The sequence below is a fragment of the Sphingomonas sp. GW821-FHT04B01 genome (assembly GCF_059420425.1).
Map to the genome: position 1 here is coordinate 409735 of NZ_JBWKTR010000001.1, position 20278 is coordinate 430012.

20 protein-coding genes are annotated in these 20278 nt (G+C 68.9%); 14 read left to right on the top strand and 6 right to left on the bottom strand.

All coding sequences use genetic code 11. From position 1 onward, the window contains the following. Positions 1-231: 231 nt before the first annotated feature. A complete protein-coding gene (locus AC07UH_RS02050) occupies positions 232-1305 on the top strand; it encodes an AI-2E family transporter (protein WP_495179502.1) in 1074 nt (357 codons plus the stop codon). A gap of 6 nt (positions 1306-1311) precedes the next feature. Here AC07UH_RS02050 and AC07UH_RS02055 read toward each other — a convergent pair whose 3' ends face one another. Both AC07UH_RS02055 and AC07UH_RS02060 read right to left on the bottom strand, forming a co-directional pair. Next, the gene (locus AC07UH_RS02055; protein WP_495179501.1) at positions 1312-1830 is read right to left on the bottom strand and encodes a YceD family protein; all 519 of its coding nucleotides are present in this window, start codon (positions 1828-1830) and stop codon (positions 1312-1314) included. Further along, entirely contained in the window at positions 1827-2333 is a 507-nt protein-coding gene (locus AC07UH_RS02060) for a ubiquinol-cytochrome C chaperone family protein (protein WP_495179500.1), read from the bottom strand. Before AC07UH_RS02060 ends, AC07UH_RS02055 begins: the two co-directional genes overlap by 4 nt. Before the next feature lie 123 nt (positions 2334-2456). On the opposite strand from AC07UH_RS02060, the gene AC07UH_RS02065 reads away from it, so the two are divergent. The 6 genes from AC07UH_RS02065 (at position 2457) to AC07UH_RS02090 (ending at position 9234) form a co-directional block, all read left to right on the top strand. Beyond that, a complete protein-coding gene (locus AC07UH_RS02065) occupies positions 2457-2951 on the top strand; it encodes an outer membrane protein assembly factor BamE (protein ID WP_038667428.1) in 495 nt (164 codons plus the stop codon). A gap of 396 nt (positions 2952-3347) precedes the next feature. Further along, positions 3348-4709 (top strand): glycosyl transferase family protein, encoded by a 1362-nt coding sequence (locus tag AC07UH_RS02070; protein ID WP_495179499.1) that lies wholly within the window; start codon positions 3348-3350, stop codon positions 4707-4709. 251 nt (positions 4710-4960) lie between these two features. Then, the gene (locus AC07UH_RS02075) at positions 4961-5761 is read left to right on the top strand and encodes a hypothetical protein (protein ID WP_495189850.1); all 801 of its coding nucleotides are present in this window, start codon (positions 4961-4963) and stop codon (positions 5759-5761) included. Between the two features lie 40 nt (positions 5762-5801). Next, a complete protein-coding gene (locus AC07UH_RS02080) occupies positions 5802-6716 on the top strand; it encodes a sulfite exporter TauE/SafE family protein (protein WP_038664111.1) in 915 nt (304 codons plus the stop codon). After that, positions 6713-7483: a TIGR02186 family protein gene (locus tag AC07UH_RS02085; RefSeq protein ID WP_179944540.1), complete on the top strand. Its 771-nt coding sequence runs from the start codon at positions 6713-6715 to the stop codon at positions 7481-7483. The genes AC07UH_RS02080 and AC07UH_RS02085 overlap by 4 nt, the downstream gene beginning before the upstream one ends. A 68-nt stretch (positions 7484-7551) precedes the next feature. Continuing rightward, complete coding sequence (locus tag AC07UH_RS02090) at positions 7552-9234, top strand: ATP-binding protein (RefSeq protein ID WP_495179497.1); 1683 nt, start codon at positions 7552-7554, stop codon at positions 9232-9234. Positions 9235-9263: 29 nt separating this feature from the next. Here the strand turns inward: AC07UH_RS02090 and AC07UH_RS02095 are convergent, their stop codons facing one another. Then, positions 9264-10730: a M23 family metallopeptidase gene (locus AC07UH_RS02095; RefSeq protein WP_495179496.1), complete on the bottom strand. Its 1467-nt coding sequence runs from the start codon at positions 10728-10730 to the stop codon at positions 9264-9266. A 207-nt stretch (positions 10731-10937) separates the two neighbouring features. Here AC07UH_RS02095 and AC07UH_RS02100 point away from each other — a divergent pair, with 207 nt between their 5' ends. The 6 genes from AC07UH_RS02100 (at position 10938) to AC07UH_RS02125 (ending at position 16746) form a co-directional block, all read left to right on the top strand. Beyond that, positions 10938-13418, top strand: a complete 2481-nt coding sequence (locus AC07UH_RS02100; protein ID WP_495179495.1) for a helicase-related protein — start codon at positions 10938-10940, stop codon at positions 13416-13418. Further along, on the top strand, positions 13411-13701 hold the full coding sequence (locus AC07UH_RS02105) for an RNA-binding S4 domain-containing protein (RefSeq protein WP_038664100.1): 291 nt from the start codon (positions 13411-13413) through the stop codon (positions 13699-13701). Before AC07UH_RS02100 ends, AC07UH_RS02105 begins: the two co-directional genes overlap by 8 nt. A 96-nt stretch (positions 13702-13797) precedes the next feature. Further along, positions 13798-14139, top strand: coding sequence for a ferredoxin FdxA (gene fdxA, locus AC07UH_RS02110; RefSeq protein ID WP_038664097.1), 342 nt, complete (start codon positions 13798-13800; stop codon positions 14137-14139). A gap of 216 nt (positions 14140-14355) precedes the next feature. Beyond that, positions 14356-14889 (top strand): CarD family transcriptional regulator, encoded by a 534-nt coding sequence (locus AC07UH_RS02115; protein WP_038664094.1) that lies wholly within the window; start codon positions 14356-14358, stop codon positions 14887-14889. Between the two features lie 385 nt (positions 14890-15274). Further along, positions 15275-15994, top strand: coding sequence for a head GIN domain-containing protein (locus AC07UH_RS02120; RefSeq protein WP_495179494.1), 720 nt, complete (start codon positions 15275-15277; stop codon positions 15992-15994). A 56-nt stretch (positions 15995-16050) separates the two neighbouring features. Continuing rightward, positions 16051-16746: a GIN domain-containing protein gene (locus tag AC07UH_RS02125; protein ID WP_495179493.1), complete on the top strand. Its 696-nt coding sequence runs from the start codon at positions 16051-16053 to the stop codon at positions 16744-16746. A gap of 28 nt (positions 16747-16774) precedes the next feature. Here the strand turns inward: AC07UH_RS02125 and AC07UH_RS02130 are convergent, their stop codons facing one another. Together AC07UH_RS02130 and mgtE are read right to left on the bottom strand one after the other, a co-directional pair. Next, positions 16775-17176: a DUF1489 family protein gene (locus AC07UH_RS02130; protein WP_495179492.1), complete on the bottom strand. Its 402-nt coding sequence runs from the start codon at positions 17174-17176 to the stop codon at positions 16775-16777. A gap of 16 nt (positions 17177-17192) precedes the next feature. Continuing rightward, a complete protein-coding gene (gene mgtE, locus AC07UH_RS02135; RefSeq protein WP_038664086.1) occupies positions 17193-18596 on the bottom strand; it encodes a magnesium transporter in 1404 nt (467 codons plus the stop codon). Positions 18597-18720: 124 nt separating this feature from the next. On the opposite strand from mgtE, the gene AC07UH_RS02140 reads away from it, so the two are divergent. Then, positions 18721-19176 (top strand): peptidylprolyl isomerase, encoded by a 456-nt coding sequence (locus tag AC07UH_RS02140; protein WP_038664083.1) that lies wholly within the window; start codon positions 18721-18723, stop codon positions 19174-19176. A 119-nt stretch (positions 19177-19295) separates the two neighbouring features. On the opposite strand, the gene AC07UH_RS02145 is transcribed toward AC07UH_RS02140, so the two are convergent. Next, positions 19296-20183 (bottom strand): LysR substrate-binding domain-containing protein, encoded by an 888-nt coding sequence (locus AC07UH_RS02145; RefSeq protein WP_038664080.1) that lies wholly within the window; start codon positions 20181-20183, stop codon positions 19296-19298. Positions 20184-20278: the final 95 nt, after the last annotated feature.

The following is a 20278-nucleotide window of genomic DNA, read 5'->3' on the forward strand; positions in this document are numbered from 1 at the left end:
CCTCTGCGCCTTTGCGCGCCGATCTGGTCAGGACCACGCTCGTGGTACGCGGTGACCGTCCGACAGGCGCAACCTCTCCGCGCCTCCGCGCCTCTGCGCGAACCAAATCTTCCTTCTTCTTCGTGCCTTCGCGCCTTTGGGTGATTCACCGCAGGACCGAGACGGACCCGAAACGGTCCTGACGGGTTCTTGCCCCGATCCGCACGGGGACGGACGACGAAGGGGAATGACGTGATCGATAGACGACGGCTCGAATCGGGCGGGCTGATCCTGTTCCTGGCGCTGATCACCGGCGGGCTGTTGCTCGTCGTGTCGTCGTTCGTCGCGGCGCTGCTGTGGAGTTTGCTCGCGGCGATCCTGTTCCAGTCGCTGTTCCACTGGCTGCTCGCCAAGATGCCGGGGCGGCGCAACTGGGCGGCGGCGGCGACGTTGCTGATCATCCTCGTCGCGGTCATCATCCCGGCGCTGGCGATCACCGGCATGGTCGTCGACCAGTCGGCCGGCGTCTATGCCAAGGTGCAGAGCGGTCAGATCGATTTCGCGCGCTATTTCGAACAGGTGCACGACGCGCTGCCGCAATGGGTGCAGCATCCGCTCGACCGCGCCGGGCTCGGCAGCTTCGACACCGCGCAGGCGCGGATCGCGCAGGGCCTGCGCAGCAGCTTCCAGTCGATCGCGTCGCAGGCGTTGTCGATCGGGCGCAATGCCGCGGCGTTCCTGCTCGCCTTCGGCGTCGGGCTGTACGTCACCTTCTTCCTGCTGCGCGACGGCGACCGGCTCGGCCCGGTGATCCGCGACGCGCTGCCGCTGGAACGGCCGGTCGCCGACCGGCTGATCGACAAGTTCGTCGCCGTCGTCCGCGCGACGATCAAGGGGTCGGTCGTCGTTGCCCTCGTGCAGGGTGCGCTGGGCGCGGTGACCTTCTGGATCGTCGGGGTGCCGGCGGCGCTGCTCTGGGGTCTGCTGATGGCGCTGGCGGCGCTGCTGCCCGCGATCGGGCCGGCCCTGGTGTGGGTGCCGGTCGCGATCTACCTGCTCGCCACCGACGCTGTGTTGCAGGGCGTCGTGGTGATCGTCTCGGGCGTCGCGGTGATCGGGCTCGCCGACAATATCCTGCGGCCGGTCCTCGTCGGGCGCGATACCGGCATCCCCGACTGGCTGGTGCTGGTGACGACGCTCGGCGGGATCGAGGTGGCGGGGATCAGCGGCATCGTCGTCGGCCCGCTGGTCGCGGCGCTGTTCATCACCGGCTGGCAGATCCTCACCGAGCAGCGCCATGGCGGGCGCGGCGGCGAGGCTGCGTAGGGGGCGCTACCCCTTGCCCAGCAGCGACTTGAGGTCCTGCAACGGGCTGTACGGGCGATGATCATCCTCGCTGATCACGCCGGCCTCGCGCAGCACCGTCTCGGCATCCGGACTGCGCGGAAAGGGATCGAGCGCCAGCGCCATCGTCTCCGCCGCCGCCTCGCCGAGGTCGACCGCGCCGCCCTCGATCTCGACCGTGTCGAGCGCGCCGGCGTCGAGCTCGACCTCCTCCTGCTCGTCGAGCGCCTCGACGAACAGCAGCGCGACCGGTTCGTCGATCGTCGCGTCGAGCGGCACGTCGGTGACCGAGCACGCCTGGACCACCGCGCCGGTGACGCGGCCGCGCACGACGATCCCCGCCGCCTCGCGCTTGATCCGGAGCGTGGCGTCGAGCCGTTCGACCGACAGCACGCCGAAGCGCACCGCCAGCGCGGCGCGTTCGGCCTCGGTCGCGGCGATGCGTATCTCGCGTTCGCCCGCGCCGATCGCATCGAGTCGTTCCAGGCGGCTGAATTCGGGGGTCATGGCAGGTCTCCGGCAACGAGGCGGTCGAGCGGGACGGTGGCGAGCGCGTCGTGCAGCGCGATCAGGTCGGCGGCGACTGCGGCCAGTGCCTGCGGCGCCGGAGCCACGCCGCGATAGAGATTGCGGACCAGCGCCGGACCGAGATCGCCGCTCGCCAGCCCGTCGCGATAGGCGCCGATCCGGCCGCCGAGCATGCTCATCATCTTGCCAATATGCTTGCCGACGACGATGTCGCCGATGCCCATCTGGCGCAATTGCCCGTCCATATCGTCGACGAACCGCTCGGTGAGATGCGCGGACAGCGCCGCCGCGGCGGGTTCGCGCTCCAGCCGCAGCAGCACCATCGCCAGCACCGCGGCGATCATGTCGAAGCGGCCGTCGACCGTGTCGGGTACGCCGCCGGCCAGATACCAATGTTCGGCGCGTCCGCGCGTTACCACCGCATTGTACAGCGGCAACGCCTCTTCGCGGCGTTCGCCAAACAATCGTCCCCACCAACCCACGGCATATCCTCACCATTCGCGCCAACATGGCCCCGGCGCTTGAAGCCCGCCCGTGCTTCGCATATCGAGGCGATCGGCGGGCGATGCAATCGACATGGCGTGGCGCTGCCGCTGGAGATAGTGATGAGCGTATCCTTTGCCCGTATCGGCCTCGGGCTGACCCTCGGGTTGACCGTCGCCATGGGCGCCTGCGCGCCGCTGCGGTCGCATCAGGGCTATATCATCGATGCCGATCTGGTGAATTCGGTGCAGCCGGGTGTCGACAACCGCCAGTCGGTGGCGAGCACGCTCGGCCAGCCGACGATCGCCAGCCAGTTCGGCACGCGCGATTGGTATTATGTCGCGCGCGACAGCCGCAACCTCAACTTCCAGAAGCCGAAGGCGAAGGACCAGATCGCGCTCAAGATCAGCTTCGATCCCAACGGCACGGTCAAGTCGGTGACGCGCACCGGCGTCGAGCAGATCGCCAGCATCGATCCATATGGCAAGACGACGCCGACGCTGGGTCGCAAGCGCGGCTTCTTCGAGGATCTGTTCGGCAACATCGGCACGGTCGGTGCGGCGGGTGCGGGTGGCGGCGCGGGCCGCGGCACCGGCGGCGGTCGCGACACGCCGTAACCTGCCCAGCACGTTGGCCGCGCCGCCTGCTACGCATCGGCGCGACCGTGCCGTGCTTGGACCGGCACTGATCCCGAAAGGGGAAAAGGGATCAGTGGCGAGTAACGCGCCGACCACGGAATGGTTCGCACCGTTACGGCGGGCGGGCGCGATTTATGTGCGCGGCGGCAGGCGCGGCAGGACTGGTCCGGCCCCGCTCGCGTGACCCATATTCCCCGCCCCGTCATGCATCCTGTTGATAGTTCGAGATAAGCATGCCGCCGTATTGCGATCTGCATGCGGGGTTGGCCGTGCGGCCTCAATAATCCTAATGGCTTGACGAATTCTCCTTGCTCAAAAGCATCCGTTGCGGATGTTGTCGCCTAGAAATGCGGGGCGGGGGTCTTGGATTTTCTGATGGTCGTCCTGGACGGCGCCGTGCGCGAGTCGATGCTGTTCGCGGCGACCTGGTTCCTGATCGGCGGGGTCGACGATCTCGGTGTCGACCTCTGCTTTTTCGTCGATCGGCTGCGGCACTGGCAGGCACCGCACCGGTGGGTGAGCGATCTGCCCGGGCGGGCGGTGCCCGCATCGTTCGCGATATTCGTCCCGGCCTGGCGCGAGGAGGCGGTGATCGGGGCGATGCTGGCGGCGACGACGGCGCGGTTCGGTGATTCCGGCTATCGCGTGTACGTCGGGGTCTATCCCAATGATCCCGCGACGATCGAGGCGGCGCAAGGAATTGCCGAACGTGATCCACGCATCCGTGTGATCGTCGGTCCGCGCGATGGTCCGACGACCAAAGCGGATTGCCTCAATATCTTATGGGCTGCGCTGGAACGGGACGATGCCGCGGCGGAGCGGCGAACCGAGGCGATCGTCATCCACGATGCCGAGGACGTGGTTCATCCGGCCGAATTGCGGGTCTTCGCCGCGCTGTTGCAGAGCTATGCGGTGGTGCAGGTGCCGGTATTGCCGCTGATCCGATCGGGATCGTTGGTTTCGGGCCATTATGCCGACGAATTCGCCTACGCGCATGGCATGCAGCAGCCCGTGCGCGCAATGTTGGGTGCGCCATTGCCGCTGGCGGGAACCGGGTGCGCGATCCGCACCGACGTCCTCGGCGAGATCGCCGTCGAGCGGGGCGGCGCGCCGTTCGATGCGTCCTGCCTCACCGAGGATTACGAACTCGGCCTCCACGTCGCCGGCCGCGGCGGCGGCGTCTGCTTCGCGCGGATATGGGACCCGTGCGATCGCAGCCTCGTCGCCGTGCGGGCCTATTTCCCCGAGACCTTTCAAACCGCGATCCGGCAAAAGGCGCGGTGGATGACCGGCATCGCCCTTGCCGGCTGGGACCGGATCGGCTGGGGCCTGCCGGGGGCGTTCGCCGACCATTGGATGCGGATGCGTGACCGGCGCGCGCTGATCTCGGTGGTCGTGCTCGGCGTCGCTTATGGCGCGATACTGTTGTGGGTGGCGGTAGCGACGGCGCATTGGCTGAGCGGCGTTCCCGATACCGGGCAGCATATCGCCGGCTGGTTGTGCTGGACGACGACGCTGCTGCTCGGTTGGCGCGTGGCGGTGCGGATCGTGTGCACGACAAGCGCTTACGGCTGGCGCGAGGGCTGCTGGTCGGTGCCGCGGGTCCTCGTCGCCAATCTGATAGCCTTGCTCGCCACCCCTCTGGCGCTGCGCCGCTACGCGCTGTTCCTGCGCGGAGACTCGCCGGTATGGGACAAGACGGTCCACGCCTTTCCCGACATCGATGCGCTGGGATGAAGGTCAGCCGACCGTTCCGGTTCCTGCTGCTGTGGCTCGGGTTCTGGGCGGGGATGCGGGTGACGGACGTGTGGCGCCGGGGGGTCGCGGAGCGATCGGAAATGGCGGTGGACGTCGGTCGCGAACGGCGCGTGGGGAGCCCTTCCCGCAAGAGGCGAAGACTATCGGGTGCCGCCGGAGCGTCTGTGGCTGCTTCGGAGCAGGCGGCGTCGCAATCCCATTCGCGTGCCGGCGTGCACCCGAAGCCGGACATGGCGGCCGGCGTCATGCGGGCACGTCAGGAGGTGCAGGGGCCATACCCGCCGGACGAGATGACGCTGGTGCCGACACCGTTCCCCGCCATCGCGCCGCCCTCCGTCACGCAGGATCGCAACGCCGTCATACCCGTGGCAAGGCTGGAGATGGTCGCCCTGCCGCCGCCGATCCGCAATCGGCTGGCCGGCAGCGGTTGGCTGATCGTCCGCGCCGGCGGCGGTGAGGCGCACGTGCCGGCAAGCCAGCTCGGCGGATCACAGGCAGGATTGCGGCTGACCTATCCTCTCGATGGCGCGCAGCGCGTCGCGGTGTCCGCGCGGGTGTCGACGCCGCTCGCGGGGCCGGGCAGGGAGATCGCGCTGGGGATCGACTGGCAGCCGACGCATGCGCCGATCCATGTCCTCGCCGAACAGCGCTTCTCGATCGATGGCGCTGCGAGCGGGCCGATGGTGGGGCTGGTCGGAGGGTTCGGGCCGATGCCGGTCCGACGCGATCTGATGGTGGAAGGCTATGGCCAGACCGGCGTGGTCGCGCGGCGCGACGTCGGTTTCTTCGCTGACGGCGCGATTCGTGCCGCGCATCCGTTGGGCGCGATCCGCGGCATGGCGATCGAGGTCGGCGCCGGACTCTGGGGCGGCGTTCAGCCCGGCGCGGAACGGTTCGATATCGGGCCGGCGGTCGGGCTCGACCTGCCCTGCAAACCGCGGATGCGCGTCGCCATCGACTGGCGGCAGCGCGTCGCCGGCCGGTCGCGGCCGGGTTCGGGGCCGGCTTTGTCGCTCGGCAGTGGGTGGTGACGGCTGGTCGGCAGCCGCCAGCCGCGTATAAAGCCGCCCCGTGGACGTCTATCTTCCCATCGCCAATCTGTCGGTCAACGCGCTGGTCATCGTGCTGCTTGGCGGCGGCGTCGGGCTGTTGTCGGGGATGTTCGGGGTCGGCGGCGGCTTTCTTACCACGCCGCTGCTGATCATCTACGGCATTCCGCCGACCGTTGCCGCCGCCTCCTCGGCGAGCCAGGTCACCGGCGCGAGCGTCTCGGGGGTGATCGCGCATTTCGGCCGCAACGGCGTCGACACCAAGATGGGCGGGGTGCTCGTCGCGGGCGGCATCGTCGGCAGCTTCGCCGGCGCGTGGATCTTCCGCCTGCTACAGGCGAGCGGACAGATCGATACCGTGATCGGCATCGTCTATGTCGTCATGCTCGGCTCGATCGGCACGTTGATGGCGCGCGAATCGATCGGTGCGATCGGTGTCGCGCGGGGCCGGCGGCCGATGAAACCGCGCAAGCGCCGCCATCATCCGCTCGTCGCCGCGCTGCCGCTGCGCACGCGCTTCTACGCCTCGGGCCTCTATATCTCGCCGCTGGCGCCGCTGCTGCTCGGCTTCGGGACGGGAATCCTCACCATCCTGCTCGGCATCGGCGGCGGCTTCATCCTGGTGCCGGCGATGATCTATCTGCTCGGCATGGCGACCAGCGTCGTCGTCGGCACCTCGCTGTTCCAGACCCTGTTCGTCACCGCGGTGGCGACGATGGTGCACGCGCTGACGACCAAGGCGGTCGACATCGTGCTCGCCGGGCTGCTGCTGATCGGGTCGGTGATCGGCGCGCAGCTCGGCGCGCGGTTCGCGACCAAGGTGAAGCCCGAATATCTCCGCCTCGCGCTGGCGATCATGGTGCTGCTCGTCGGCCTGCGCATCCTGCTCGGCCTCGTCTGGCGGCCGGAGGAGATCTTCACGGTCGAGCTGACGTGAGGCGCTGGCTGCCGTTCGCCGCGCTGCTGCTGTCGGCGCAGGCACCCGCCCCGGCCGACAAGCCGGTGCTCGTCCCTGACGTGTCGCAGCGCGACATCGAGATCGCCTACAGCTTCACCGGCGCCGAATTGCTGCTGTTCGGTGCCATCCTCTACCCCGGCGGCCGCCTGCCGCGGGGCGAGGCGCCGACCGACATCGTCGTCGTCGTGAAAGGACCGACCCAGCCGGTGCTGGTGCGCGAGAAGAAGAAGGTCGCCGGCATCTGGGTCAATGCCGAGCATCAGCGCTACAGTTCGGTGCCGAGCTTCTATGCGCTCGCCTCGTCGCGGCCGATCGAGCGCATCGTCGACGAGCGCACCCGTGCGATCTACGAACTCGGGCTCGACAGCCTGCAATTGTCGCCCGGATCGAATAGCGCGATCACGGTCGAACAGGGATTCCAGCGCGGGCTGGTCGATCTCAAGCGGCGCGCCGGCCTGTATCTGGAGGCACCGCACGCGGTCGAGATCAGCGAGGGCGTGCTGTATCGCGCCCGGCTGACCATCCCGGCGCGCGTGCCGGTCGGGCGGTTCACCGCCGAGACCTTCCTGATCCGCGACGGCCGCGTGCTCGCCGCCGCGGTGCGCGAGATCGACATCCGCAAATCGGGGTTCGAGCGCTTCGTCGCGCGCGCTGCCGAGCGCCGCTCGATCCTCTACGGGCTGGCGGCGGTGGTGCTGTCGGTCGGTCTCGGGCTTGCCGCCGGGTGGATCGCGCGACGGATATAGCATGCGATGACGGTATCTTAACGGCTCCCGGCTAGCGCTCGGCGGACGATGGACAGGATGCTGCCGCAATGACCGAGATGCCCGGCCCGAGCGTATTCGCGGGTGCGACGCCCCTTTCGGCCGCCGCCGCGGTCGGCCACGGCGCCGGGCCGGCGGCGATCGGCTGCGTCCTGGCGGTCGCCGGCGGCGGCAGCCGCGTGCTGTTCGATCGCAACGCGCTCGAACTCGTCGCGCAGGATGCCGATCCGGTGGTCGCTACTGCCGGGCAGGTCGGCGGCCAGATCAAGATGCGCGTCGGCGGCGCGTGGCTGATCGCCAACATCCGCAGCCTGGTGCTGGACGGCGCCGGCAACGACTGGGTCGCGGCCGACATCGACTTCCTCGGCGAGGGCGACGAGGAGCGGCTGACCGGCAAGCTCTACCATTTCCGCCGCGGCGTGACGCGCTATCCGATCCCCGGCTGCGACGTGTTCGCGATCACCACGCGCGACCTCGAACAGATCTATTCCGCCGCCGACCAGCCGCACATCAAGATCGGCACCGTCTATCCGACCCGCGACGTGCGCGCCTCGCTCTATGTGGACGCGATGCTCGGCAAGCATTTCGCGCTGGTCGGGTCGACCGGCACCGGCAAGTCGACCGCCGCGGCGCTGATCCTCCACCGCATCTGCGAACTGGCGCCGCAGGGCCATGTCGTGATGATCGATCCGCATGGCGAATATGCCGCGGCGTTCCGCACCAATGGCGCGATCTACGACGTCAACAATCTCGCCATGCCCTATTGGCTGATGAACCTCGAAGAGCATTGCGAGGTGTTCGTCACCGCCTCCGCCGCGGATCGCCAGACCGACAGCGACATCCTCGCCCGATGCCTGCTGATGGCGCGCGCCAAGAACCGGCTGGGGCAGGAGATCGCCAAGCTGACCGTCGACGCGCCGATCCCCTATCTGCTCAGCGACCTCACCAACATCATCAGCGCCGAGATGGGCAAGATGGATCGCGCCGGCGACACCTCGCCCTATCTGCGGCTCAAGAGCCGGATCGACGAGATCAAGGCCGACCCACGCTACAGTTTCATGTTCTCGGGGATGCTGGTCGCCGATACGATGGCCGACTTCCTCGCGCGCATCTTCCGCATGCCCGGCGGCGGCAAGCCGATCTCGATCATCGACGTGTCGGGCGTGCCGTCGGAGATCACCTCGGTGGTGGTCGCGGTGCTCAGCCGGATGACGTTCGACTTCGCGATCTGGTCGCGCAACGAGCCGCAGCGGCCGATCCTGCTCGTCTGCGAAGAGGCGCATCGCTACATTCCGAGCAGCGCGCGCGACGAGGGACGCAACGCTTCGGTCGGGCGCATCCTTGGCCGGATCGCCAAGGAGGGGCGCAAATATGGCGTCAGCCTGGGGCTGATCACGCAGCGGCCGTCCGACCTGGAGGAGGGCGTGCTGTCGCAATGCGGCACGATCATCGCGATGCGGCTCAACAACGAGCGCGACCAGGCGTTCGTCCGCGCGGCGATGCCCGAGGGCGCGCGCGGGTTCCTCGATTCGATCCCCGCGCTGCGCAACCGCGAATCGATCATCTGCGGCGAGGGCGTCGCGGTGCCGATCCGGGTGAGCTTCGACGCACTCGAGGAGGGCAAGCGGCCGGCATCGGGCGATCCGCTGTTCTCGGCGCTGTGGCGCGACGCGGGCGGCGAGGATGCGATCATCCAGCGCACCGTCCTGCGCTGGCGCGCGCAGGGGCGCTAATCCAAATTCCTCCCCCGCAAGGGGAGGACTTAAGAGGTATGCCCCGGTTTCACCGCCAGCAGTCCCGCCACCCGCGCCTTGAAGCGGCGCAGGCTCTCGCCGGACAGCGTCTGGACGCTCGCGAACGAGATCGAGCGCGGGTTGATCGTCTGGCCGTTGCGCCAGACCTCCCAATGGAGATGCGGCCCGGTCGACAGGCCGGTCGAGCCGACATAGCCGATTACCTGTCCCTGGCGGACGTGCTCGCCGCGCGCCACCGCGATCCGGCTCATGTGGCCATAGCCGCTGGCGAGGCCGCCGCCGTGGACGAGCTTGACGAAATTGCCGTAGCCGCCCGACCGGCCCGCACCCTGGACGACGCCATCCAGCGCGGCGAGGATCGGCGCTCCATAAGGCGCGCCGATGTCGAGCCCCTTGTGCATCTTGAGATAGCCGAGCAGCGGATGCATGCGATAGCCGAACGACGAGGTGATCCGGCCTGCCACCGGCATGCCCATGAAGCCGCGGCGTTCGCTCTGGCCGTGCGCGTCGAACCATGACGGCTTGCCGTCGTCGTCCCAGCGCACCAGTTGCACCTTGCGGCGGCCCTGATCGATGCCCGCATAGAGCAATTCGCCCAGCCGCACCTCGCCGGTGGCGGCACGCTGCTGTTCGACGATCAGGTCGAAGCCGTCGGCGGCGGTGACGTCGCGGCCGATCGACAGGCGGGTGGCGAGCGCCTTGATATAGCTCTCGACGACACGCGCCGGCGCACCGGCGGCCCGCGCCGAGCGATAGAGGCTGGACCCGACGAGCCCCTGGATGCGCAGCGGCGTGCTGTCGACCGCGATCGGCTTGCGGGTCATGGCGAGGCCGCCGACGCCGCGATCGAGGCTGAGCGCGAGATCGAAACGCGCGCGCAACGCCAGTTTGTCGAGCGGGCGCGCCACCGTCTTCGCCGGGCGGCGCCCGAGGGTCAGCGCGATGCGCGTGCCCGGCGCGATGTCGCCGAGCGTCACCGCCTGCGCGACCAGCCCGACGGCGGCGCGCGCGTCGTTGCGGCCGACGCCGGCGCGCATCAGCACATGGTCGAAATCGTCGCCTTCGCCGAGCGTCGCGTTGAGCTCGACGATCGGGCGTTCGGGGGCTTCTGCGAGCGGCGCGACGAGGTCGTTCGCCGCCATGCGGTGGCCGGTGTCCCCGCCCCAGGCGAGCGGCGCGATCGCCAGCGCGCGGCTTTCCTCGAGCGGGGTGCCGGCGAGCGGCGCGGGGGTGGCGCCGATCAGCGGCGTGATACCGGGAGCGAGCGCCCAGACCGCGCCGATCAGCGTACCGAAGGTGGCGAGGCCGCGCCACCAGTCACCGCTGCCGATCTGCGCGCCGAGGTCGGGCGTCCAGTCGCGCCCGCGCAGCCGCTCGATCGGCCCGAGCCGGCGCGGTACGGCGAGCGCGCGGCCGAACGGCCGGGCGGCGGTGCCGCCGGCGAGATCGAAACCCTGATCGGTGCGCAAGAACACGCGGGAAGGCGCCTCATCGTGGAATTGGTCGCCGATCGTCCCCCGGCGTCGGGTCGCAGCACTGTGGGGGGCAAAGTCTAAAGTCAAATTAACCGGGGGGGGGTGCGGTGCGGTGGACGGGTTCGCCGGTGCGGTAGGGGGGAATTGGGGTCGCCCCGCTTGCTTTGCCTCATTGCGCGATCGGTCGCGACACCCGATGTTGCCCCCATGAAAGCGGCGGTCACCGCGGTCCTCGGGCCGACCAACACGGGCAAGACCCATCTCGCCGTCGAGCGGATGTGCGCGCATTCGAGCGGGATCATGGGCTTTCCGCTCCGCCTGCTGGCGCGCGAGGTCTATGACCGCGTCGTCAAGCTGAAGGGCGTCGACAGCGTCGCGCTCGTCACCGGCGAGGAGAAGATCGTCCCGCCCAATGCGCGCTGGCATCTGTGCACGGTCGAATCGATGCCCGAGCATGACGCCGCCTTCGTCGCGCTCGACGAGGCGCAGCTCGGCACCGATGCCGAACGCGGCCACGTCTTCACCGACCGGCTGTTGCGCCGGCGCGGGCGCGAGGAAACGATGATCCTCGGGTCCGAGGCGCTGCGGCCGATGGTGCGTGCACTGGTGCCCGATGCCGAGATCATCGTCCGGCCGCGTTTCTCGAAGCTGACCTATGCGGGCGCCAAGAAGATCAGCCGGCTGCCCAAGCGCTCGGCGATCGTCGCATTCAGCGCCGAGGAGGTCTATGCGGTCGCCGAGATGCTGCGCCGCTTGCGCGGCGGTGCCGCGGTGGTGATGGGCGCGCTGTCGCCGCGCACGCGCAACGCGCAGGTCGCGATGTTCCAGGCGGGCGAGGTCGATTATCTCGTCGCCACCGATGCGATCGGCATGGGGCTCAACATGGACGTCGCGCACGTCGCCTTCGCCGGCCTCAGCAAGTTCGACGGTCGTCGCAGCCGCCGGCTGACGGTGGCGGAGATGGCGCAGATCGCCGGCCGCGCCGGCCGCCACCAGCGCGACGGCACCTTCGGCGGCGTCACGGAAGAGGGGCCGGGCGCGTTCCTGCCCGAGGAGGTGTTCGCGATCGAGGAGCATCGCTTCCCGCGCATCGAACAGCTCTACTGGCGCAACGGCGAGCCCGATTACGCCAGCGTCGACGCGCTGATCGCCAGCCTCGAACGGCGGCCCGAGCCGGGCGTGCTGCTCGCCGCGCCGCAGTCTACCGATCTCGCCGTGCTCAAGCGCATGGCGGACGAGACGTGGGTGCGCGATCGTGCGCGGCATCCGGCGATGGTCAAACGGTTGTGGGCGGCGTGCGGCCTGCCCGATTTCCGCAAGCTCGGCCTCGACCCGCATACGCGCTTCGTCAGCCGCATCTTCGGCTATCTCAGCGAAGGCCGCGGCGTCGTGCCGAACCAGTGGTTCGCCGACGAGGTGACACGGCTCGACACGATCGCCGGCGACGTCGAGACGATCGCCGGGCGGATCGCCGCGATCCGCAGCTGGGCCTATATCGCGCAGCGCCCCGACTGGCTCGCCGACCCCGCCGCGGGCGCCGAACGGACCAAGACGATCGAGGAGCGATTGTCCGACGGGCTCCACGCCAGCCTGACGCAGCGGTTCGTCGACAAGCGGACGACCGCGCTGATCCGCCAGATCGGTGCCGACGCCTCGCTGCTGCCGGTGGTGATCGGGCCGGAGGGCGAGGTGCTGGTCGAGGATCATCCGATCGGACGGCTCGACGGCTTCCGCTTCACCGTCGACCCCGCCGCGCGCGCGACGGATCGCCGGCTGCTGCTCGCCGCGGCGGAGAAGCATCTCAGTGGCGAGCGGCGGCGGCGTGGCGAGGCGCTTGTCGCGGCGGAGGACGCGGCCTTCACCCTGGTCGACGACGCGATCGTGTGGAACGGCCATGCGGTCGCGCTGCTGACGCCAGGGCCGTCGCTGGCACGGCCGCTGCTCAAGCTCGATCGCGATCTTGACTGTCTCGCGAGGTCGCAGCGCGAGGCGGTGGCGGCGCGGGTCAACGGCTGGTTCGCGGCGATACTCGGCCGGCATCTGCCGGCGCTGGTCGCGCTCGCCGAGGCGGCGCGCGATCCGCAGGCGACGCCGGCGCTGCGCGTCGTCGCGGGCGAGCTCGAGGCGGCGGGCGGGCTGATACCGCGGCTCGCGCTGCATGAATCGCTGGATGCGCTGAGCCAGGACGAGCGCAAGCGGCTGCGTCGGATCGGCATCACGATCGGCGCGCTCGATCTTTTCGACCCGCGCCTGCTCAAGCCCGGCGCGGCGCGCTGGCGGCAGGCGCTGCTCGGCGTGCGCGGCAAAGGCCATGTGCTGCCGCGCGAGGGGGCGACGGTGTTGCCGCGCGGCGTGCCCGGCGCGCAGCTCGCCACCGGCTACCGCCCGCTCGCCGCGCAGGCGGTGCGCGTCGACCTCGTCGAGCGGATCGCGCGCGCTGCGCACGACGCGCGGCAGGGGCGCAAGCCGTTCGCGCCCGATCCCGCGCTCGCGACCTCGATGGGGATCACCGCGCCGACGCTGGAGCGGCTGATGGCGGAACTGGGGTTCCGCACCGTACGCGGCGAGGCGGAAGCGCCGCCCGCCTGGGTGTGGCGCGGTCGCCGGCCGCCGCAGCGCGCCGAGCGGCCCGCACCGTCGCCGACGGGGGCTTTCGCCGCGCTGGCGGCATGGAGCGGCCATGGCTGACACTATGCGGATCGACATGTTCCTGTGGTTCGTGCGGCTCGCCAAGACGCGCAGCCTCGCGCAGGACCTCGCCTGCGACGGCCGCCTGCGCATCGACGGGCGGCGGATCGAGCGCAGCGCGGCGCCGGTCCGCGTCGGCAATATCCTCACCTTTGCACTGCACGACCGGGTGCGCGTGTTGCGCGTCGAAGCCTTGCCGACGCGACGCGGACCGGCGCCCGAGGCGCAAAGCTGCTATCAGGAACTGGCTGCAAACGTGTCGCAACCGAACGGCTTCGATTGACGCGGGGGGGAACGCGGCATAGCAGCCTCGCGTTCATACCCGGCTTTTCCCGAGCCGACGCACTCTAGCCGGCGCACAGGGCCGCAAGGAACCAGAATGACCTACGTCGTCACCGATGCCTGCATCCGCTGCAAGTATATGGACTGCGTCGAGGTGTGTCCGGTCGACTGCTTCTACGAGGGCGAGAACATGCTCGTCATCAATCCCAGCGAGTGTATCGACTGCGGCGTGTGCGAGCCCGAATGCCCGGCCGAGGCGATCCTGCCCGACACCGAGAGCGGGCTGGAGCAATGGCTGGAGCTCAACACGACCTTCTCGGCGCAATGGCCCAACGTCACGCGCAAGCTCGACCAGACGCCGCCCGACGCCGATGCGATGAAGGGCGTCGAGAACAAATATGAGCAATTCTTCTCGCCGGAGCCGGGCGCGGGCGACTGAGCGACCCGAATCGGGTTCGATCGTGCAGGGTAAGTCAGTCCAACTGGCTTATCCACGCTGGTAATTTTGTTGCGACTGTGTTAAAAGTGTCCACGACGGGCATGATGAGTCCTGCCCGTCAGGAGACACTCGTACCAACCATCCTCGCCGTCCGGACCCGCGGGTATCCCGCCCCGGACGATCCTCGCGACGGATGCGATCCAGAAAGGCCCGTTCATGGCTGCCAAGGCATTGTCCTTCGATGTCGGTGATTACGTTGTTTATCCGAAGCATGGCGTCGGCCGTGTGATCGAGCTGCAGAAGCAGGAGATCGCCGGTACCAGCCTCGAGCTGTACGTGCTGCGCTTCGAGAAAGAGCGGATGACGCTCCGCGTCCCCACCAACAAGGCCGAATCGGTCGGTATGCGCAAGCTCTCGTCGGACAAGACGATGCGCGAGGCGATGGAAACGCTCAAGGGCAAGCCCAAGGTGAAGCGCACCATGTGGTCGCGCCGCGCGCAGGAATATGAGGCGAAGATCAATTCGGGCGACCTCGCGTCGATCGCCGAAGTGGTCCGCGATCTGTTCCGCGCCGACGACCAGCCCGAGCAGAGCTATTCGGAGCGGCAGATCTTCGAGGCGGCGTGCAGCCGACTCGCCCGCGAACTGGCCGCGATGGAAGAGGTCGACGAGCCCAAGGCACAGGAGAAGATTCTCGACATCCTCCGCGCCGCGGCCGCGATCTACAACAAGGAGAAGGTGCCGGCGTAAGCTGCGCATCGTTCCGGTGAAGCAAGAGGGCGGTCCCGCGGGGCCGCCCTTTTTCTTTGGGGGCGGGCGTTGCGCTACGGCCGCGCGAGGGCAGGGAGGCAGGCTATCGCATACGGCCATTCACGTCAGTCGTTCGCTTTCAAAGCCCACCCCGTCACCCCGGACTGGTTCCGGGGTCCACTCCGTGGCTAGGAGAAACGCTTGAGTTGATACCGTACCCCTTGCGGTCCGGTGGACCCCGGAACGAGTCCGGGGTGACGGATATAATGAGGAAACCGATCGAGCCTCCCACCCCATCGATATGCAATCGCGTTGCATGAATGAGGACTGCTTGCCCTCACCCTCCTTGTGTATTATTGAAGCAATACACAAGGAGGGTTGAAGGATGCAGGCGGTTGCATTTGTCATGGTCGGCGCGATGCTCGCCGGCTGCTCGATGGGGCAGGACGACGGCCCCGGCGTCACGCCGACCGGCAGCGGCACCACCCGCAGCTACGCCGTCACGGATTTCTCCAAGATCGATCTGACCGGCAGCGACGAGGTCGAGGTGCACGCCGGCAAGGCATTCTCGGTCCGCGCCGAAGGCAAGCCCGAGGATCTCGACACGCTGCGCATCGCCAGGGACGACGAGACGCTGGCGATCGGGCGCAAGCGGTCGTTCCGCTGGGGGCACGGCGGCAAGGTCACTGTCTATGTGACGCTGCCGCGCCTGACGGAGGCGAGCATCGCCGGATCGGGGACGATGGCGGTCGACCGCGTGTCGGGCGACGCGTTCAAGGCGGACGTGCGGGGATCGGGCGATCTGAACATCGCCGCGCTCATGACCGACCGCGCCGAGGTCTCGATCGCCGGGACCGGGAACGTCCGCGCCGGTGGCGCGGTCAAGGATCTGGCGGTCGAGGTCGCGGGCACCGGTAGTCTCGATGCCGCCGGGCTGCGCGTCGAGCGTGCCGACGTCTCGGTCACCGGCACCGGCGACGTGCGGGCTGCGGTATCCGGAATCGCGAAGGTGCAGGTCGCCGGGACGGGCGACGTCGATCTCGGCGCGGCGGCGCGCTGCACCGTGTCGAATACGGGCACCGGCTCGGTGCGCTGCGGGCGCTAACGTCGTTCGGCCGTAAGTCCTTGCCGCACCGGCAAAGCGGTGCGACGCTCGGCGCGATGATCCGTCTGCTCGCCCTGCTGCTGCTCCTGCCCTCGGCGGCGATGGCCGAAGAGCGCCGCGTCGCGCTCGGCAGCTTCGAGCGGGTGCGGATCAATGGTGCGTTCGAGGTGACGATCACCACCGGATCGCCCGGCGCCACGGTGATCGGCGATCGCGGCGTGATCGGTGACATCGACCTGCGCGCCGAGGGCACGACGCTGACCGTGCGTCAGACCAGCACCGGCCGCTGGGGCGAGCAGCGGCAGGCGACCGCGAGGGCGCCGGTCCGTATCCTGCTCGCGACGCCGCGGCTGAGCGGGATCACGGTGAACGGCGGCAGCAAGGTGACGGTGGCGCGGCTGGTCGGGTCGCGCGTCGACCTCTCCGCCGCCGGCACCGGCACGATCGAGGTCGCCGCGGTGCAGGCGGACCAGCTCATCGTGCAGCTCGCCGGCGACGGCAGGATCGGCCTCGCCGGCCGCGCCACCGCGATGCGGCTGGTCGCCAGCGGCGCGGGCACGATCGACGCGGCGGGGCTGGAGGCGAACGACCTCGACCTGCATCTCGACGGCCCGGGCACGGTGCGCGCACGCGCGCGCTACACCGCGCTGGTGGCGAGCAGCGGGCTGGGGGCGGTGACGGTGGCGGGGCGCCCGAAATGCCGGGTCATCGCCGCCGCCGGCGCACCGGTGACGTGCGGCGCGGGGGAATAGGGACGGCGGGTGTGGCCGCGCGCGTCGTTCAGATCAGCGCCAGTTCTGCCAGCCGGCCGACCAGCGCCGGCGGCATCGCCGCGAGCCCGTCGGTTTCGCCGCCGAGATCGGGCGGCGCATCCGCCGCTTCGAGATAGCGCCAGCCCTGATGCGCGCGTTTCGGGCGCGCCTGGACCAGCACCAGCGCCGGGTCGATGTGGATCGCGACGCGGCCGCCCTCCGCCTCGCCGAAACCGAGGATCGCCGAGCGCGCGACCAGCTGGTGCTTCAGGATCCAGAAGAGCGAGCCCTGGCCCGCGACCTCCTCGTGCCGCTTGGGCAAATAGCGGGTGGTGAGGAACACCGGTCCGTCGGCGGCGCGCAGGGTAAGACGTTCGGCGAGATGCTCGACACTGGTCGCGCCGAAGGCCACTTTCGTCAGGTGCAACATGGACGTGCGATGTGGGTCAGGCGTGCAGTCCCCACAAGGTCGCCAGACCCAGGAACGAGAAGAAGCCCATCGTATCGGTCAGCGTCGTCACGAACACCGCCGAGGACACCGCGGGATCGATGTTCATCCGGTCGAGCGTCACCGGCACCAGGACGCCGCCGAGCCCCGCGGTGATGTTGTTGGTGAACATCGCCGCGGCGATGACCAGCGCGAGGTCGGTGCGCCCGAAGACGATGAACGTGCCGAGCCCGATCAGCACGCCGAGCGCCAGGCCGTTGGCGGCGGCGATGCGCAATTCGCGGAACACCATCCAGCGCGTGTTCGAATCGGTGAGCTGGTTGGTGGCGATCGCGCGGACGACGACGGCGAGCGTCTGCGTGCCGGCATTGCCGCCCATCCCCGAGACGATCGGCATCAGGATGGCGAGCGTCGCGAAACCGGCGATCGTGCTTTCGAACAGGCCGACCACCGACGAGGCGATCATCGCGGTGCCGAGATTGACCACCAGCCACATCAGCCGCGTCCGTACGGTCAGCCGGATCGGCTCGTTGATGTCGCCGTCGCCCGCGCCGGACAGCAGCAGCGTGTCCTCGCCTGCCTCTTCCTGGATGATGTGGACGATGTCGTCGACGGTGATCATGCCGACGAGGCGATTGGCCGAATCGACCACCGCGGCACTGATCAGCGCATATTTCTGGAAGCGGAGCGCGACCTCTTCCTGATCCATGTCGACCGGAATCAGCGTCTGCTCGCGCTTCATCACGTCGGCGATGGCGATATTGCCCGGCGTACGCAGGATCCACGACAATTGGCAGGTGCCGACCGGGTGATGGCCGGCGTCGACGACGAAGATCTCCCAGAAGTCGGTGGTCAGTTCCTCGTGGCCGCGCAGGAATTCGATCGCGTCGCCGACCGTCCAGTGATCGGGCACCGCGATCAGCTCGCGCTGCATCAGGCGGCCGGCGGATTCCTCGGGGTAGGACAGCGCCTCCTCGATCGCGGCGCGATCGTCGGGGTCGAGCGCACGCAGCACCGCGCGCTGGTCCGCCTCTTCCATGTCCTCGATGATCGCAACGGCGTCGTCGGTATCGAGTTCGGAGGCGAGGTCGGCGACCTCGGTCGGCGTCAGCGCGTCGATCAAATCCTCGCGGACGTAATCGTTCATCTCCGCGAAGACGTCGGCGTCGAGCAGGTCCTTCAGCGCCTTGGCGAGCGGCCCGCGATCCTCGTGCGGGGTCAGCTCGAACAGATCGGCGATGTCGGCGGGATGGAGCGGCTCGACCAAGGCGCGCGCCGCCTCGTCGTCGCCGTCGGCGACCGCGTCGCGCACCGCATCGACGAATTCGGGACGCAACCGGTCGTCCTCGTCCAGCTCGTCCTGTTCGGGGGCGGGGGCCTCGGGAAGTTCGGTCTCGCTCATCGCTGCCTCCTCCCGGCGTTGTCCGCTCGCGCTCTACCGCGCTGCGGCACGATTGGCCACCCTCGCGGATTTGCCCTTCGGCGTCAGCGATACTACCTGCACGTCAACCATAAGAGGACGAACCATGGCCGATACGTACAATACCCTGACGCTGACGCTCGCGGACGGCGACGTCACGATCAAGCTGCGCCCCGATCTCGCGCCCAATCACGTCGCGCGCATCGCCGAGCTGGCCAATGAAGGCTTCTACGACGGCGTCGTCTTCCACCGCGTCATCCCCGGCTTCATGGCGCAGGGCGGCGACCCCACCGGCACCGGCACCAGCGGATCGGACAAGCCGAACCTCAAGCAGGAATTCAGCAAGGAGCCGCACGTGCGCGGCGTCTGCTCGATGGCGCGGACCAGCGATCCCAATTCGGCGAACAGCCAGTTCTTCATCGTCTTCGACGACGCGCGCTTCCTCGACAGCCAATACACCGTCTGGGGCGAGGTCACCGACGGCATGGAGCTGATCGACGCGCTCCCCAAGGGCGAGCCGCCGCGCGAGCCGGGCAAGATCGTCAAGGCCCGCGCCGAATAAGCCGCCTCCCCCTCCCCGCCACGGGGAGGGGGACCGCGCCACGGGCGTGCCGTTCGTGGAAGCCCCCTTCCGTCAACGCTGACGCGCTGCCACCTCCCCGTGCCGGGGAGGAACGGGGTTCACACCTCGCCCAGCGTCTGGATCAGCCAGTCGTGGAACATGCGGACCGGACGCTGGTGCAGCGCGCGCGGGCGGCAGACGAACCAGTAACTGTACGGGCTCTCCACGACGATATCGAAGAGCCGCACCAGCCGCGGATCGCGGGCCTCCTGGAAGTGGCTCTCGTGCATGAAGGCGACGCCGAGTCCCTGCGCCGCCGCCTCGAGCATCAGCGCACCCGAATCGAAATAGTCGATCGCCAGCGGTTCGATGCCGGGATCGACCTTCGCCGCGTCGCGCCAGGCGGTGAAATTGTCGGGCATCTCGCGGTGGATCAGCGCGGTGAGGCGGGAGAGCTGCTCGGGCCGCGTCACCGGGTCCGGCCCGTCGAGCAGCGTCCTGGCGCCGATCACATAGACCGAATTGCGATCGAGCCGCTTGGCATAGAGCGTCGGCTCAATCTCGCGCGACAGCGCGATCACCGCGTCGAGCCCCTCGCCGAGCCGTGCGACGCCATGGCCGGCGGTATCGATGTCGAGATGCAGTTCCGGATGCGCCGCACGCAATTCACCCAGCCGCGGAAACAGCCGTTGCGACGCGAACAAGGGCAGGATGCCGAGCCGCAGCCGCAACACCTCGACCGTCCCGGTCATCGCCTCGACCGCGTCGGACAGGCTGTCGAGCACCGGCGCGATCTGGCCGAGCAGCCGTTCGCCATCCGCGTTGAGCACCATCGCCTGATGCCGGCGTTCGAACAACGGCCTGTCGATAAAGCGTTCCAGCGACTGGACGCGGCGGCTGAGCGCCGGTGCCGACAGCGCCAGTTCGGTGGCGGCGGCCTTGACCGAACCCAGTCGCGCGACCTGGACGAATGCCTCGATCGCGCCAAGCGGCGGCAGTCTGCGCATGACGATCCTCTCCTTGCATCCGTTCCTGACCGATCACGCCGACGAATGCAACTTCTGCAATCGTAACGTATCTTTTCGCAGTTGCAACATAAAGC